We start from the raw sequence: 16182 nt of genomic DNA, 5'->3' as shown, positions 1-16182 counted from the left end.
TACTGCGTTCGTCCAGAATACGGCATCCACTCCTTTGCCGCTTAGTGTACTCGTTGGTTCGTCTTGATTATACCTAGGGGCACAGGACCAAAGACAGTTCAAATGATGTAGCCCGGTTTGTGCAAAAATGAATTCATTCCCGATAACCGGTTATTCCTATCCGGAATACCCCCTTGTTATGGAAGAATAAATTTTTCATGAAAAAGTTGTAAAGTAGCAACTATTTCCTTCCTCATCACCCTACTCTCCGCTAAACTAGTAAAGAGAGCGTATACATAAGGAGATTTCGCATGAACTTAATCAAACGATTTCCGTTCCATTCTCTTTTCGTCAAAATGCTGCTGTATTTTCTTATCGTCATTGTCTTACTCTCGTCCTACAATATTTGGTCCTTAACGTTCTACACGCGCAATGTAGGCAATGAAATCGTCCACTATAACCGGACGCTGATCCGCAATACCGTAGACAGCTTCGAGAAACAGTACAAGACCTGGAAAAGCAGCCTCCTTACTCTGCAGCATGACGAATACGTGCTGAGTGTTCAGCGGCAGGCTGAAGGAAGCGGCAAGGCCGGGATCGATTATTTGCAGATAGAGAAAATCACCGCTCAGATCAGAGGTTTGGTCGGACAGCCGTATTACCACCTCAACAATGTCATGATTTATTACCGGAACCATGCGTTCCTTCTGGAGAAAGACGGGCTGGTCGATGAGGACCGCATGTTCGATTATTACTACGTCAATAAAAGCTATCCCCTTGATTTCTGGAAAAACCGCGGCAATGAGCCGGGATTCCTGCTGACCCTTCCAAGCCGGACATTCGCGATCAACCCCGACCGGGGGAATGTCCTCCTGCTTCCCATACGAACGAATGTGGCAGGGAGCCCTTACGAAATCATTGCTTTTGTGGATATGCAAAAATGGTACGAGACGTATCAGGGACGCCCCGGCTCGCAATTTTTTCTGCTGGATTCCGCCGGCCAGCCTCTTTTCAAATCCGATGAGACCGCAATGGCTGAAGATTTACCCGCTTGGGACGGCAAGACGGAATGGATTCTGAATGACGGAACGTACTACTTCTATGAGAGAGGCAGCGAGTCCGGTTTTACTTATGTCACCGTCATTCCCCATGACAATCTGAACCAGAATATTACCCGGATGAACTGGATTGCGCTTCTGTTATTTGCCGCCACCGTCCTGATCGGTATCGGGGCCTCCTTCTTCTTCAGCCGTACGATTAACCGGCCTTTGAAGAAAATGATTACCGGTCTGAATCAGATCGAAACCGAGCTGTATCAAGGGAGTATCGCCGAGTTCAATGCCATTTCCGATCATCTGCAGGGGCTTAAGCACGAACGCCGGCAGATCAAAGCATGGATGGAGAGCACACGGCCGATGCTGACCAGCTACAATTACATGGCCCGGTTCAAAAATATCGAAATAGACCCGCAGGCCTCTAAGGACCTGTGGGTCGGGGATGGCGCCTTTATGATTGTCGTCCATCAGCTGAGATACCGGCAGCTGCAGACGGACCGGCTCCGGGAACTGATGCTGAAGGCGACCGCCAAGATCCAGGAAATTATCCGGCTTCAGATCGGCTCAGCCTTCCCGCTGTCTCATACGTTTCAAATGGAGACCCAGCAAATTCTGACGATCGTCTATACCGGCGAGAAATCCGGCCAGCTCCAGCAGTGTCTGGGCCGGTTAAAACAGATATTCGATCAGGACCGCAGCTCCTATCTGATTACCATTGCCGTGTCTTCGCTTTTCCAGCAATCCGCGGACTTTGACCAGGCTTACGCCGAAGCCCTGTCTCTGATCGGGCAGGCCAAACCGGTGGAAGAGACGCAAATTATTTGGGAGAAAGAACCTGTACCCGAGCTGACCGGCTTTACCACGGAGCAGGAGCATGAATTCTACGTCAACCTGCAAGCCGGCAGTGAGACCGCCTGCCGGCAGCTGGTCCAGCGCGCCCTGGAAGGACTGGACCGGCAGGGGGCAACTTCCGAACAGCTGCAGCGGTTCGCCGATCACACAGCGCTCCGGATCCGGCGGACGGTAGAGCTGCTGAAGATCGTTCATGAATGGCGTCCCGATACCCCTCTGATGCTGTCGTACAGCGTGACGCCGGATCAGTACCGGGAATCGCTGGAGCTGCTTATATCCGAAGCGGCGCGTGCCATTAAGCTCAAGAGGGAAGAAAATTACGACATTATCCAATATGTCATTACTTTCCTGGAAACTCATTACGCCGAGGATATTTCTCTGGATCTGCTGGCGCAGAAGCTTAACATGTCGCCCACCTACTTATCGGGTTATATCAAAGAAAAGACCGGCAGCAACTTCAGCGATCAGCTGAATGCAGTCCGCATCTTCAAAGCCAAGGAATTGCTCGAGTCGACTTCGTTATCCATCCAGGAGGTCGGCAACTCCATCGGTTACCGGAATGTGACTTCTTTTATCCGCATGTTCAAAAAAGAAACCGGCCAGCCACCGGGTGATTACCGGAAAACGATTCTCCGGAATAAGGGGTGACGTGCCGGCTGGATCAGCCTTTGACGGAGCCGATTAAGGCTCCTTTTACAAAGTATTTCTGGATGAACGGATATACCATCAGAATCGGTAGGGTGGAGACCATAATCGTCGCGAACTTAAGAGCGTCCTCCACGATGACGATATCGCCCACCACAGGTCCTTCACTCCCCGTAAACTGTCCCGATAGGACGATGTTGCGCAGGATGACCTGCAGCGGCTGAAGATCCGCACTGCGCAGATAGAGCAGCGGTCCCATGAAATTGTTCCACATGCCGACCGCATAATAAAGGCCGATTGTGGCCAGTACCGGCTTCGACAGCGGCAGAACAATCCGGAAGAAAATCCCGATCTCGGACAGTCCGTCAATTTTGCCGGACTCTTCGAGTTCTTGCGGCATTCCCATGAAGAAGGTACGCATAATGAGCAGGTTCCAAGTCCCCACCGCTCCGGGCAGAACCATCCCCCAGACGGTGTTGACCAGGCCGAGCTCCTTCACGACCAGGAAGGTCGGGATCATGCCTCCGCTGAAGAACATCGTGAAGACGATCATCAGAAGGACCGGTTTGCACAGCACCATCTTGTTCTTAGACAGCGCATAGGCTCCAAGAGCCGTGACGATAAGCGAGATTGCGGTACCTAACGTAACGTAAATCAACGTATTCTTATAGCCCTTCAGCACGCGCCCGTCTTCAAACACATACTGGTACATGTCGAAATTAAAACCCTGGGGCCACAGCCACACCTTCCCCCGGGCAATTGCCGCCGAGTCGCTGAGCGATACGGCCAGCATATAGATGAACGGATACAAGCAGGCCGCTACGACGCCGAAGAGCACCAGGGCGTTCAACGCATCGAACCAGTTCCACCGTTGTTTCATATCTTCTCCCCCTCTACCAGATGCTGCTTCCGCTGACTTTGCGGCTGAAGGCGTTAGCCGCGATGATGAAGATGAAACTGATGATCCCGGTAAACAGATCAATCGCGGTCGCATAACTGTAATTTCCCTGAGTCAAGCCAATCCGGTATACGTAAGTCGAAATGATATCGGCGGCCTCATAGGTAGCCGGCGTTGCCAGCAAGTATACTTTCTCGAATCCGATTTCCAGAATCTTGCCAATATCGAGAATGAGAATAATAACGATCGCCGGGGTAATCCCCGGAAGAGTAATATGCAGCATCTGTTTCCAGCGGTTGGCCCCGTCCATCCGGGCCGCCTCATACATCTGCGGATCTATGGCCGTCAGCGCCGCCAGGTAAATGATCGTTCCCCATCCGATGTGCTGCCAGACGTCCGTCGATACATAGATGGAACGGAACCAGGAGGCTTCCACGAGGAAGTTAATCCGCTCCGCTCCGATCGCGCTCAGGAGCTGGTTCACAATCCCGCTGGTCGGCGACAGGAACATCACCGCAATCCCCGCTACGACTACATTGGATATAAAATGCGGCAGATAGCTGATGGTCTGGACGAATCTTTTCAGAAACGACTTGCGGACTTCGTTAATCAGCAGCGCCAGAATGATCGGTGCCGGGAAACCGAAGATCAGCTTGTACAGACCGAGCAGGAACGTATTGCGAAGGACAGGCCAGAAGTCCGGACTGTTGAAAAACATGGAGAAATACTTCAGGCCGACCCAGTCGCTTTCCATTACGCCCTTAAACAGATTGAAATTCTTAAATGCGATGACCACGCCAAAAATCGGCGCATATTTAAATACAAGATAATAAAGCAGGCAGGGAAGCAGGAGGAGGAGCAAATACTTATCCCGTCTGAGCTTGCGTCCAAAGGTCAAGTTCTCCTTCGCTTTTCTCGTCACTTTCGTTGATACCTGCAAGGGATCCTTCCCCCTTTTCTGTAAAATTCTTAGAAGTGACCTCTTCATGTCGATAAAGTTCCTCCGGTCCGGGAAAGCCCGAACTTCCTGAATCCGCGGCCGGAGGAATTTCTATTTGACGAACTTGAAGCGGCTAACGGTTCCGTTTTTCTTATTTGCTTTCGTTTAAGAACTTCTGGTTGCGTTCAAACGCCGCTTTGTGGACATCCAGCACCTTCTGGACGCCAAGCTTATTGATTTCCGCTACGTAAGCATCCCACTCGTCCATACTCTTCTGACCCAGAATGAATTTGGCGATCTGCTCTTCCTTGTATTTCTTGACGGCTTCGCCTGTCATGCTGATCACTTCATTCTCCTCATTCGTATAGGCAAGACGCGGCTGCGTCTTCGTCTCATATTTGCCGACTTTGCTCATCGCTGCCTGCATCTTAGGAGAATTCATGGATTCGTAAGCTTTCATATCCAGAACGGTATGAGCACCGACTGTGGCTATGCCCGTCTTGGTTCTCAGATCTCCGAACCCTTTATAATCCGCTTTGAACTTGCGCGTACCGTTCTCTGTCGTGTATGTCTCGCCCTCTTTGCCCCAAGTCGCCAGTTCGATTCCTTCCGGAGAGAAGAGGAAGTCCATATAAGCCAGAAGCAGATCACGCTCCTTGGAATTGGCGGAGACTACAAAACCGTCCGCTTGAAGGCCACTGAATACGTTCTGCGCTTTGCCTTCCGGCGAGCCTACAGGAGGAATCATATAATCCAGGCTGAACTCGGATGCTTTGTCTCCGAGCGTCAGCGGAAGCTCATCCATAATGCCGATATAGTCGCTGGCAATGAAGGCTTTGTTCTGCAGCAGCAGGTCGTTGAACTGCTTCCGTTTATGCGCCATGAAGTCGGGAGCGACAAGACCTTCCTTGTAGAACTTGTTCATGTACGTGACCATCGTCTTGTAGTTGTTCTCGGACGGGCCGTAGCGCCATTCCTTTTTGTCGTAATCGTAGTAGTATTCGCTTTCTGTTCCGAAACCCGGAGCCATATTAAGCAGCGGTGACAAGCCGTTGAAGACGGCAATCGGATAGCTGCCCGGATACAGCTCCTTCAGTTTTTTGGATACGGTGTACAGCTCGTCGTAGGTGGTCGGAGGCGTCAGGCCATGCTTCTTGAACACGTCATCTCTGAAAAGCCAGGAACGGCGCGACTGCTGTTCCAGACCGTAGAGCGGCATAAAATAGTTCTTCCCGTCCGGAGACAGAATGGCTGCTTTCACATCCGGATGCTCCTCCAGGAATTTCTTATAATTCGGCATCTTGTCCAGATGCTCGAAGAAATTGACGAAAGCTCCGCTTGACCCGTGAGTATTCGCCGCCTTCAGGCTGTTGACCATCATCAGATCCGGTATCTCTCCGGATGAGATCGCCAGGTTCATCGTTGTCGCATAATCGCTCATGACAGGCTGTACCTTAAAAGATACATTCGTTTTCTCTTTCAGGAATTTATAGATCGGCCAGTCTTCTTTGTAAGGCCAGTTCGTATGAGAGAAGGTCATCATATTCAGCGTGACCGCTTTCTCTCCGAGAGCGCTTCCATTTTCACTCCCGCTTGCATCTTCTTCCTTAGCGCATCCCGCCAGGATCGAGCCCGTCAATACAGCTGTCAGCGCAATTTTCCCAAACTTGTTCCACTTACTCCGCCACATTCTCATCTAACCCTCTCCTTTATCTAAACTCCCCGGTAAGGAGCCTGCCTCATCCAGGCTTCATCCAGGCCTCTTCCGTGCATGATTTTATTGTAGCCGTATGAAGCCCGATTAGACTATTCACATTCCTTCCCCTTGCTTACCGAAACTGCGAATATGAAAAGATGGCAATTACCTGAAAGTCGGTAAACTCGGCATGGAAAGCCCGCCGCTGCGGGGTTATTAGGCTGTACTCATACAAAAAGCCCCCCTGGAATTTACGAGTTCAGCCTGGAGGCTGACCCAATAAGTTTCCAGGAGGGGGATCGAGGTTAACCCTATTTAACTGCGGGAAGCCGCTATCCTCCCGCCGAGCATTGTGCCGGTATCTTAACGAATGGAATGATTCCGTTTAGGCGAAATAATTCTCGGACTTCTCCAGTTTCACTTCCTGCTCACTCCAGGCCCAGAACCGGGCTGCAAGCTGCCGGTCGCGCGCTGCGGCCGATAGAGGTGACACTTTTTTCTTATAGTAATATTGCCCGGTCGTACGAAGGACTTCATCGCTTGCTGCCAAATAAATTGCTGTGGAGGCTCCTTCGGCCGGCGTCTGGAAGAAAGGTCTCAGAAGAGCGTGGATCGATTTGCCGAATCCCGTGCTCCGGTTGACTCCTAAGCCCGTACTGACAGCACCCGGATGCACGCTGTTCACTGTTATGTTCGTGTGCTTCAGCCGCTGTGCAAGCTCGGCCATAAAGAGAAGGTTGGCCAGCTTGGATTGTGCATAGCCTTTCCAGACGCTGAATCCGCGGCTTAAGGTCGGATCCTCCCAATGGATTTTCCCGATTTTGTGCGCTCCTGACGATAGAACGATGATCCTGCCCTGTGTGGAGCGTGCCAGATGCCCCAGCAGCAGATTGGTAAGCAGGAAATGGCCCAAATGATTCACGCCCAGCATCATTTCAAATCCGTCCGCCGTAAGCTCCCGTTTAATCGAAACGACACCGGCATTGTTGATTAATACGTCAAGCCGGTCATATTCGCGCTTGAATTCTGCTGCGAAGCTCCGGATACTTGCGAGCGATCCCAGATCACAGATCATAAGCCGGATCTCCCGGGAACCGCTTTGCTCGGCCGCTTCCTGAAGCGCCCGTTCTCCCCGCTCTCTGCTGCGGCATACCATAACCACTTTAGCGCCTTGCCGCGCGAGTTCTATTGCCGTGGACAGTCCCATGCCCGAATTGGCGCCCGTAATCATAACAATTCGATCTTTCATTTTCTGTCCTCCTTCCTCTGGATACTATGCGGCTGTTAAGTTTGCCCGGGAATCTGCATTTCCCGGGCACAACGATCCAGCCACCAATCCTTGTGTCTTAACCATTATCCAGTCCCTGGCGGACCAGCTCCATAAAATATTCTTTATGTTCCGGGTGACAAGCAATCAGATAATGTTCCGCCTCGCTACCGCCTTCAAAAGGATTGCCTGCGTAGTCAATCACAATACCGCCAGCCTCCTGTACCAGCAGAATACCCGCGTATAAATCACTGCTCTCTGAATTATACAAGACGATCCCGTCCAAGTCGCCTTTTGCCAGCATGCACCACTGTAGAGTCGGTGCCCATAATCTCATCATCCGTCTTACGTTTACATCCAAATGATGACGGAGTTTTACGGCCCTGGCTTCATTCTGCACCGCATGGCCCTGGATCCAGCCGATTGAGCTTCGCTGAATCTTTTCGTTCTTCTTGACCTGGATGCGCACATTATTGCAGTAAGCCCCTCTTTCCGCCATCGCGACAAACAACCGGTCTACCATCGGTTCATACACAACGCCGAGGACAGGTTTTCCCCTGTACAAAAGCGCCAGAGTTGTGGAATAGAGCGGCATTCCGATCGCGTAATTGTTCGTTCCGTCAAGCGGGTCTACCACCCACACCCAATCGCTCGTTTTCCCGTTGTGACCGGCTTCTTCACTATCTATGACATGATCAGGAAATTGCCTGCTGATACCATTTACAATAATTTCTTCCGCCAGATGATCCACTTCAGTCACCATATCACCGAAATCATCTTTTACTAAAATGCTGTTTAAATTCTCAAAACGATTTTTGGCTTCTTGTCCAGCTTGAAGCGCCGTTTGGATGGCCAGTTTCTTGGCCGCACGCAAGATTTCTTCCACCAGCTTTCTCCCCCTTATTACCCTCTCTTTATATAGCTGAATTCCATGCAGGAAGCCTGGATCGGCTTCTCTTGAATTCGGTCTATCGTACCACGTACCGCACCCTTTTGGAAATAATTGACTGCCTAAAAAGCGAAGATAGCAAAGATACCTATGTAACTTCCCGCGACTGCCAGCACAACCAGAAGAGACTGGGAATACCTCCGGTTTTGCAAACTAATCATGATGCCGATAAAAAGAGCAAATAGTGCGAGCAACGCACTAAGGGGCAGAAAACAGATAAACGTCACCATCGCAGCCCCTTCATCTATAGACGGGAGCCGGGACACAGAGAACGCTGTGCCTTCCACAGCTAGACTGATGATCAAGTAGATGGCGAAGTAGCGCCAAGATACCGTGACAGGCTGTTCGCGAAACTTCATCTTCATCCGATACTCCTCCTGACACAACCATCGATATAAACCTTGTAAGATATTACCTTATAGCAAGAGTAACACATTCTTTATACTCATGCGTCTCTAAAAAAAACAACACCAAGCGGGACAGCTTGGTGTTGTTTAAACTTCGTTGCACAAGTGGAAACGCCGGATAAACCGGAATTGCAGGCTTATTTGCGCATCATTTGACTTTGTTCCTTGTTCGGACCATAAATGCCTGGAACCGTCAGATCCGCTTGGCGCATCAGTACGCTCATCTGACCGCGGTGATGAACCTGATGTTGGAGCAGCATCCGCAAGAGAGCATGAATCGGGATCTCCTGGCCGAACAAAGGCATAGATTTCTGCAGGGTTTCGTCGGTCCATTGGGTTTGTATCGCCTGGAGCACACCACTACTTGTCCGCTCGTAAGCTTCCGCGATTGCTTCAGCAGACTCGGGCAGATCCTTCTCGCTTCCCGGGCTTTCAAACTGTAACCCAATGTTAGTCAGAAGGCCGTGCATAGTAACAATCAAATGCCATCCCAGCTCGCCTAACGAGAAGTGATCCGCCGCGATGCTCTGATTCAGTGATTCATCCGTCAGAGCGTTCAGCACGCTGAGCGTTATTGCCGCTTCATTCTTCCATTCTTGCTGAAACTCATTCAAATTATTAAACATGGATTCGTTTCCTCCTCACAAGGGTCTGGTTCACTTCTTCAGTATAATACAGATGGGGCTATAACCTCCAATCGTACAATATAATATTAATTTTAAATATTTACTTTTATATTTTTATTAAAGTATTTTCCCTTCTTTAGCTTTCTTTATGAAGTCAAATTTTTTTAAAAGTTGCGTAAGGTTTCTCAGACTTATAAAAATCTACCCATTCTAACATTTGTTCCTCTGCGGCATAAAAGTTCCCATAAGGCCTATCCCTGCTATTTATTAACTTCTCCAAGACTTTCTCTTTGGAGCCGTAATAAATCTCGCATCCCCTATCGCTATAAATCTGTCCTATGCCATATGAATTCATTCGAGTATCTCCTTCGTAATCTGGTTGTTAAGTTAATCTACTTCCCATTTGGCAGCACTGTTTTACTATTTATATGTTGATTCAAAAAGGGTTCAAAAAAAATAGGAACAAGTGTTCTGTAATTATCTAATTATAACATGTTCTTCTTGACTCACAATAACAATTTTGTATTATTGGAAAGTTATTTTGTAAGCTTCCGAACGTCTATTTCATAACTGCAGCAAAAAAGCACGCTATCTTTCAAACAGATAGTGTGCTTCCCTCTAAACGATTTCTTATATGGTCCATCATTCGATATTCTTTTACTGTGTATACACTTCCAATAAACGATCTACATTCAGAAATGAATCTTTCAGCCTATGGTTGTTATAATATAACTTTCCATTGTTGAGGGTTTGTTTAAATCCGAAACGGTCACTGATTTCATCGTAATGCTCCTTCTTAAGTTCACCGTGCCGGTCATAAAAACCTTTAGCCATATAGAGCATACCGGAGTTTTTTATCATAGTCGGATTAAGGACTTTTAATTGATTATACTCTTTTACGCTTGCTATTCTTCGTTGAATCAGGAATTTATCCGCCTTTCCGCTCGTTTTGCTTCTTGTCTTAACATTTTTCAATACATAATCGTTACTTTCAAGCTCTGCTTCGGCTGAAGATTTCATGGTTTCTTTCAAGTTTCCATTCTTCTTATAATAAATTTGTTGATTCAAAGCTTCATTAATAATTCCCATACATTTGTCAGATACTTTAATAAATCTTTCATCACCGCCATCATGAAGCAGCAGTCCGTTATCTTTTAAAAGACTTTCTTTATTCAGGTTCAATAACTCATCGTACCCATTCCCGCTGATCCCTTCAAAAAGTCCAATCACGGGAAAGGCATCCTGTGCGTTCATACACCGGTCGATCATACTATACACTTCTTCTTTAGTAAAAAGTACTTGTTTCGTCTGATCGATAAAATTCTTATGGTACAAGGAGGTATTGAGCAAATCCAGCGGATTTATATTCTGCGGGCTGCCATTTGAACCGACTCTTAAATCTTGCTTAATGGCCCATCGTATATAGTTTTGGACCACATAAAAGTTACTTTTGCTGGAAGTTAATGTGGAAGGATTCATATAATGAAACAGTTTCTCGACTTGATCTAAATTGAAGTTATATAAATCGGTTTGAAATTGAATTTCAAGAGCTTTAGCTCTTGATAGAATCCGCTCAGCTTGTCCCCGGGATTTTGTAGGCAAAGTATTTAAATATCTTACTTTCTGATATTCATTAAAGAAACCATCCTCATATATTTGATTGGACATATGACTCACTCCTCTGCATTTGGAATATCCGAAGGAATTAATTCCGCTATATAGTCTCTCACTTTCCTTTGTAAGGTCAGGGAAGCACCCCTATTATTACTGAGCAGCTCTGACAATGTTAGATCTGTTTTAATACCCTCTATAATCTCATTCATTTTCTTTAGGGGGATTTGGTTCTTTTTCATGTATTTAGCCAGCACAATATACCCTGCAAACATTCTCGGATGTCTTAGGGAACTGGCTCCAGTTTCGAAATCTACCATAAAAACACCAAGAAGGTGGTTGAAAAAATCTGCAAGATACGTACCGATTTCTTTGGCTTCGAAGGTAGTCTTAGGCTCGAACTCCAGATCAATGGCTGTTGCAAGAATATCTGCAGTCGTCAAATGTCCGGATGCTTCATTCACTCTAGAACCGGATGCTATTTTTCCTTTAAGGTCGGAATGCATCTGCAGGTGCTTAACGGATACATAAGAAACCTTTTCTTGTTTCAATTCCTCTAGACGCTCTCTTTTAACCCCGTTAATCGTATTGATTTGACCAAAATACTTCTTAGCTGTATCGGTATCAAAGATACGGATACTCAAAATGATATCTTGCCGAAGCTCTGGATTAATGGAGAGGGCTCTTACCGCACCTTGCAAGCGGTGAAATCCATCCAGCACAGAGATAGTTGCTTTATCATTGATTGTCAGAACACGGGTCTTTGCATGATAGTTAACAGGTTCCAGTTCTTCGGAGTAGACATTAATCGTGATCATATCGGGCATATAAGTTTCATTGAGCATATGTTCAGCAATAGCTTTAACGCTCTCAATGGAAAGATCCGGCACCTGAATGACTCCGTCTCTGCCTTTTATATATTTGGGACTTCGTTGGGTTTCGAAATCATAGATGATGAGATTCTTACGGTACCATCCGACAATTTCGGCCATCTTGATAACAGTCACATAATTCTCATGATCAAGTTGAAGAACGTTTGTAAGCGTTATAGGAACTAACGAGGGGGAGACATTCGATTGGGCAGTCTGACTGGCAAGAGCGATTTCTCCTGGAGTAAAATAATTTTCTATTCGAATGGCATCGGAGCTATCTATTTGAAAAACCGCTTGTGCAACTAAACATAATATTGCCGCGTCCATTTCTTCAATAATCGAGTCCTGCTTCGCTATTTCATTAAAAAAACCCGCAGAAATACCATGCGCGGACAAATGTTTATTTATTATTTCAACGTTTTTTCTTTTGTATTTAATATTCTCAATGGAAAGCTTGAGATTAATTTCTAGTTCACGCCTATCTCTAATCACTTAATCTCTCCTTCCGGCAGTAAGCAACTCTCTTTATTATAGCACAAACCATTAAATATAAATAATAAAAATCAAGTTCATTTATCAGTTTAATTTTGCTTTTTTTTCAAAAAACAAGAGCTCATCCACACAAAACATACCAATTATTTATTGTATATATTTATTTTATATGCTAGTCTGAGTTGGAAATATAGATCATTAATTAATGGAGGGAACAAATTTGTGTACATGATTGGATTTTCTTTTACAACGGAACAGGATGACTACTACGATGGCCTTGACCTTGACGAAGGTAATCGTCTTTATATACTTCCCGAATGGTCATTGGCATCTGTAATGGTAGAACCGGAACAAGATCATTCCCTTTGTAACTATAAGGAATCGAGGTTACCTGAATGAATACCATGTATGAAATTATTAAGTTAAGTATTCAAGAAATTATCCGATCCGATTTCAAAGTTGAATTATCTTCCGAAGACGAACAAGCCTACGTTGTTAAACAGCAGGACACTCCCCTATTCAGACAAATTTGCCTGGTAAGGGGCAATGATACGGAACGGATCGGTGAATTAATCTATGTTGAAGCGAAGCACAATAAGAACAGGATTGCGCAGCTTCAGCAGATTTTAAGGGAAGGCTTCTACTATAATGCTAAGAAATATGTACGGTTTGGAAAGAGCTCCTCACAATCCAAGGATGGCGTTACTGTATTTATTCATGAGAATTTATATCCACACATCATGATGCGAAGCCAGTTAGGCTTGAAGGTAGAGAGCTGCATTATTCCTAAATATGAAAGCTACCGCTGCCTTATTCTGAGCTCCTGTCAATTCGTAGAGACTCCCAAACTTCCCTATATTGTCATGGTTGATGAATTTCAGAAAATACTGCCGCAGCAGTACGTACGCTACGCTTCTAAGAAAAATATTGAGTATGTGGATAAGGATACTCAGGAAATTAAAACCGCCCTTAATCAGAAATTCATTGAAGAAGGATTGCAGGATATTCACATCTCTCCATTTGACGGGTTTGGGGTCCATACCAAGGAAATGAGCCAGCAATTCAGTAAATCTCTGAATTTACCTTATACGCCCATCGGCTATCAAATCAGACTCCCCTTTCTGAAAGGAATGACGGTCGAGGCTCCTATTAAACAATTTTATGCGGATAGCGGAATCACAGAGATTAAGGACATATTCGGTGTGTGGCACCAGGTTAGCGATATCGATTGCATCTGGAATGTGTCCATGTGGAAAGCGTATGGGCTGTTCAAAAGTGAATTTGGTACTTCCGCTTGGACAGAATATCTGCAGCGGGTAGAAGCCTATAACTACAAAATCGGAATCAGCAAGGTCAGCCATCATACGCGGTCTATGAATAAATACTCCAAGATGAATTTTCAGTATCTTCAGTGCCTGGATTTAATGAATGTTAACTATGTGCAGCAGTTTAAAGACAAAAAAGCGGACTATGATATTCTCGATGAGAAGAATCACGGCAAGATAATTCAGTTAGCCAAGTACACAACCGATTTATTCGAGAAAATTATCAAAGGCGACAAGTTCTACACTTTAAAGTTTCTTGGAATTTATGATACAGAGGAGCAATCCTTAAGTAGTAAATATGTAGAAGCTATCCTGCTTCATGATGATATGCTGAAAGATCCCCCTTTTAGAAATATGCTCAAAAGAAAACTGAATAAAGCGATCACCCAGCTTAAATACGGCAAAATCTACACCGAAGGGTTCTATCATATTATAGTGGGTGATATTATAGGTTATCTTGAATATAGCGGAGGCCTTGAAGTGAAAGGCTGTTTAGAAGCCGGAGAATTCTACACGCAAACGCTGCCCGTTGGAGACTGTCTCTCTTTCAGGAGTCCATTGGTCGATCCTTCCGAGGTCAACAAAATAAAGATAGCTGACAACTTTTTAACGAATAAATATTTAAAATATTTCGACAACCAAGATATGTGTATGATTAACATGTATGATCTTACAATGCCTCAGCAGGGCGGTGCAGATGAAGATGGGGACAGCTTCTTTCTTTCTCCTGACAAGACGCTCATCGAAAGTAAAATAAATAAGCCTATTGTAGTGGATATTGAAGATAAGCTATCGGTAACTCCTGTTGAATATGATTTAGAGAACATTATCCAATATGAATGCAATAGCCGAGATAATCGGATTGGTGAAATCACCAATATCGCAACAGCTATTTTAAACCAATATACGGAGAACGAAGAGATACAAAAAATAAACGATGACAATGTGTCTCTTCTCCGGCTGTACCAGGGCAAAGAAATCGACTTCATCAAGACCGGTTACCGGTGGGTAATCAGTAAGAATCTCCGGAATTATCTTAAAAAGATCCCATACTTCCTGCTCTATAACTATCCTAAAAAACTCGATGTTTATCTTAAAATCAGAGAAGCGAATAAGCACACAGCAGCAGAGGATAAAATTCCTTCCAATGCTTTCAAATCTCCTTCTGCGTTAAACGAATTATGTGACTACGTGTGCCAATGGGAGAATACCCGCTTAAAATGGGATCGCAGCGCGGTGAATAACGGTCATTTGCTGATTAATCCAGAAATGGATTGCAGTGATCGAGGAATCATTAAGCAAATCAAGCGAATCCTCTTGGCTTTCAGATCCGATCTTCAAACCACGATACAAGAAGAGAAAGACTTTGACGTACTGCTGACTAAATACCGGGACGAGGTAAATAAACTTCCTCTCACGGAAGAATACTTGGCCAACTACTTTATTCTCGTTTCTTACCGCTCCATACAAGAAGATAAAGTTCTCTGCTGGTCCTTATTCGGGGATACAATACTCGCTAATCTAAGAAAAAACGGCGGAAATAAGAAGCAAAGTAAGATCACTCAAGTGGAAGAAAAGACCGCAGATTCATTTGAATTTCTTGGGAATTATTATAGCTTTACCGAGATTTGAGGAGGGTTTATGTATTGTTTCTGAGTGAACTTCTGGAGGATTATAAGGAGTCAGATGAACAACGCGCCATTCTCCAAGCGTTTGTTGATCGTGTTTGGAAAAGTAAATGCAGCTCCAAAAAATATGAACGCTATTATTCTTTCCAAATCTGCTCAGCTTCATTGGATAACCGTGAGGATCTCATCCAATTGTTTACTTCCTATAATAGGATTTCCTATACGGTTTTTAAAAGCTACTATACACAAAAGATCGAACCCGTCGATCAAATAAGAATCCATCTTAACAATGTGTACGCTTTTCTATGCGATCCGGAAGTCTATTACCCGAAAGAGTATTACTCGCTGCTTCTTACGCCAAAAAGAGAATACTTTAAAACGGTCAGTCAGATAAAAAACGGTGAAAAGGTTGAGGCTCCACCCATACAAGCGGCTATCGCCCAAGCCCTCGAGCAAGCAATGAATATAAGAAAACAAAGCATAGAGAACAAAGCGAACTTGTCCTGGTCTGAGTATAAAAAGATCATCAACTCTTATATTGAACGAATCTTCTCTAACTATATACCGGTTGAGGACTATGAAAAGAAGCATGGCTGGGAACTGAGGGCTCCTGTGGATTGGTGGAGTGAAGATCATTATGCAATCAAATATATGTGCACATGTATAACGGGTTATATGAGGAATTATGTAAGGGACCGCAAGCCCAAAGCCGTTAAAGAAAAGTTATGTTCATTATGTAAGGAGTCATTCTTCTATAAAAGCAGCAAGAGATTGTATTGTGATTCCTGCAAAAAACAAAAGCAGCTGCTTTGGCAAAAAAACAGTATGAAGAAATCCCGGAAGAAGTGAAGTCGTTCCCTGGTATTTATCAGAATGGGAATAATAAATAAACATGTGCAATTATTAACGCGACATTTATTTCTGTCGTGTTTTTTATTTG

General features: G+C 45.3%; 13 protein-coding genes. 3 read left to right on the top strand and 10 right to left on the bottom strand.

The window, feature by feature from the left end; translation table 11 throughout:
- Positions 1-290 precede the first annotated feature (290 nt).
- A complete protein-coding gene (locus EDM21_RS15025) occupies positions 291-2534 on the top strand; it encodes a helix-turn-helix domain-containing protein (RefSeq protein WP_157336664.1) in 2244 nt (747 codons plus the stop codon).
- Between the two features lie 13 nt (positions 2535-2547).
- Here the strand turns inward: EDM21_RS15025 and EDM21_RS15020 are convergent, their stop codons facing one another.
- From EDM21_RS15020 to EDM21_RS14975, 10 genes are all read right to left on the bottom strand, one after another.
- Positions 2548-3411, bottom strand: coding sequence for a carbohydrate ABC transporter permease (locus EDM21_RS15020; protein ID WP_157336662.1), 864 nt, complete (start codon positions 3409-3411; stop codon positions 2548-2550).
- A 13-nt stretch (positions 3412-3424) separates the two neighbouring features.
- Positions 3425-4369 carry an ABC transporter permease gene (locus EDM21_RS15015; RefSeq protein WP_235918212.1) on the bottom strand — a complete coding sequence of 315 codons (945 nt, stop codon included), beginning with the start codon at positions 4367-4369 and terminating at the stop codon, positions 3425-3427.
- Between the two features lie 151 nt (positions 4370-4520).
- Positions 4521-6065 (bottom strand): extracellular solute-binding protein, encoded by a 1545-nt coding sequence (locus EDM21_RS15010; protein WP_157336658.1) that lies wholly within the window; start codon positions 6063-6065, stop codon positions 4521-4523.
- Between the two features lie 385 nt (positions 6066-6450).
- On the bottom strand, positions 6451-7314 hold the full coding sequence (locus tag EDM21_RS15005) for an SDR family oxidoreductase (RefSeq protein ID WP_157336656.1): 864 nt from the start codon (positions 7312-7314) through the stop codon (positions 6451-6453).
- Positions 7315-7411: 97 nt separating this feature from the next.
- Positions 7412-8218, bottom strand: a complete 807-nt coding sequence (locus tag EDM21_RS15000; RefSeq protein WP_166542026.1) for an inositol monophosphatase family protein — start codon at positions 8216-8218, stop codon at positions 7412-7414.
- 125 nt (positions 8219-8343) lie between these two features.
- Positions 8344-8646: a hypothetical protein gene (locus EDM21_RS14995; protein ID WP_157336654.1), complete on the bottom strand. Its 303-nt coding sequence runs from the start codon at positions 8644-8646 to the stop codon at positions 8344-8346.
- A 179-nt stretch (positions 8647-8825) separates the two neighbouring features.
- The gene (locus EDM21_RS14990) at positions 8826-9314 is read right to left on the bottom strand and encodes a DinB family protein (protein WP_157336652.1); all 489 of its coding nucleotides are present in this window, start codon (positions 9312-9314) and stop codon (positions 8826-8828) included.
- A gap of 154 nt (positions 9315-9468) precedes the next feature.
- Positions 9469-9669 carry a hypothetical protein gene (locus tag EDM21_RS14985; RefSeq protein WP_157336650.1) on the bottom strand — a complete coding sequence of 67 codons (201 nt, stop codon included), beginning with the start codon at positions 9667-9669 and terminating at the stop codon, positions 9469-9471.
- Between the two features lie 302 nt (positions 9670-9971).
- Positions 9972-10982 carry a phage lytic cycle repressor MrpR family protein gene (locus EDM21_RS14980; protein WP_157336648.1) on the bottom strand — a complete coding sequence of 337 codons (1011 nt, stop codon included), beginning with the start codon at positions 10980-10982 and terminating at the stop codon, positions 9972-9974.
- Between the two features lie 5 nt (positions 10983-10987).
- On the bottom strand, positions 10988-12289 hold the full coding sequence (locus EDM21_RS14975) for a DNA sulfur modification protein DndB (protein ID WP_157336646.1): 1302 nt from the start codon (positions 12287-12289) through the stop codon (positions 10988-10990).
- Between the two features lie 395 nt (positions 12290-12684).
- Here EDM21_RS14975 and EDM21_RS14970 point away from each other — a divergent pair, with 395 nt between their 5' ends.
- Both EDM21_RS14970 and EDM21_RS14965 read left to right on the top strand, forming a co-directional pair.
- Positions 12685-15246, top strand: a complete 2562-nt coding sequence (locus EDM21_RS14970) for an RNA dependent RNA polymerase (RefSeq protein ID WP_157336644.1) — start codon at positions 12685-12687, stop codon at positions 15244-15246.
- Positions 15247-15260: 14 nt separating this feature from the next.
- Positions 15261-16091 carry a hypothetical protein gene (locus EDM21_RS14965; protein ID WP_157336642.1) on the top strand — a complete coding sequence of 277 codons (831 nt, stop codon included), beginning with the start codon at positions 15261-15263 and terminating at the stop codon, positions 16089-16091.
- Positions 16092-16182: the final 91 nt, after the last annotated feature.

The sequence above is a fragment of the Paenibacillus lutrae genome (assembly GCF_009757775.1).
Lineage (GTDB): Bacteria > Bacillota > Bacilli > Paenibacillales > NBRC-103111 > Paenibacillus_F > Paenibacillus_F lutrae.
This window is presented reverse-complemented; position numbering and strand designations above follow the sequence as displayed.

Excerpts from the sequence above, each read along its gene's own strand:
- EDM21_RS15025 (WP_157336664.1), top strand. The coding sequence starts at position 291 with ATGAACTTAATCAAACGATTTCCGTTCCATTCTCTTTTCGTCAAAATG.
- EDM21_RS15020 (WP_157336662.1), bottom strand. The coding sequence starts at position 3,411 with ATGAAACAACGGTGGAACTGGTTCGATGCGTTGAACGCCCTGGTGCTC.
- EDM21_RS15010 (WP_157336658.1), bottom strand. The coding sequence starts at position 6,065 with ATGAGAATGTGGCGGAGTAAGTGGAACAAGTTTGGGAAAATTGCGCTG.
- EDM21_RS15005 (WP_157336656.1), bottom strand. The coding sequence starts at position 7,314 with ATGAAAGATCGAATTGTTATGATTACGGGCGCCAATTCGGGCATGGGA.
- EDM21_RS14995 (WP_157336654.1), bottom strand. The coding sequence starts at position 8,646 with ATGAAGATGAAGTTTCGCGAACAGCCTGTCACGGTATCTTGGCGCTAC.
- EDM21_RS14990 (WP_157336652.1), bottom strand. The coding sequence starts at position 9,314 with ATGTTTAATAATTTGAATGAGTTTCAGCAAGAATGGAAGAATGAAGCG.
- EDM21_RS14985 (WP_157336650.1), bottom strand. The coding sequence starts at position 9,669 with ATGAATTCATATGGCATAGGACAGATTTATAGCGATAGGGGATGCGAG.
- EDM21_RS14980 (WP_157336648.1), bottom strand. The coding sequence starts at position 10,982 with ATGTCCAATCAAATATATGAGGATGGTTTCTTTAATGAATATCAGAAA.
- EDM21_RS14970 (WP_157336644.1), top strand. The coding sequence starts at position 12,685 with ATGAATACCATGTATGAAATTATTAAGTTAAGTATTCAAGAAATTATC.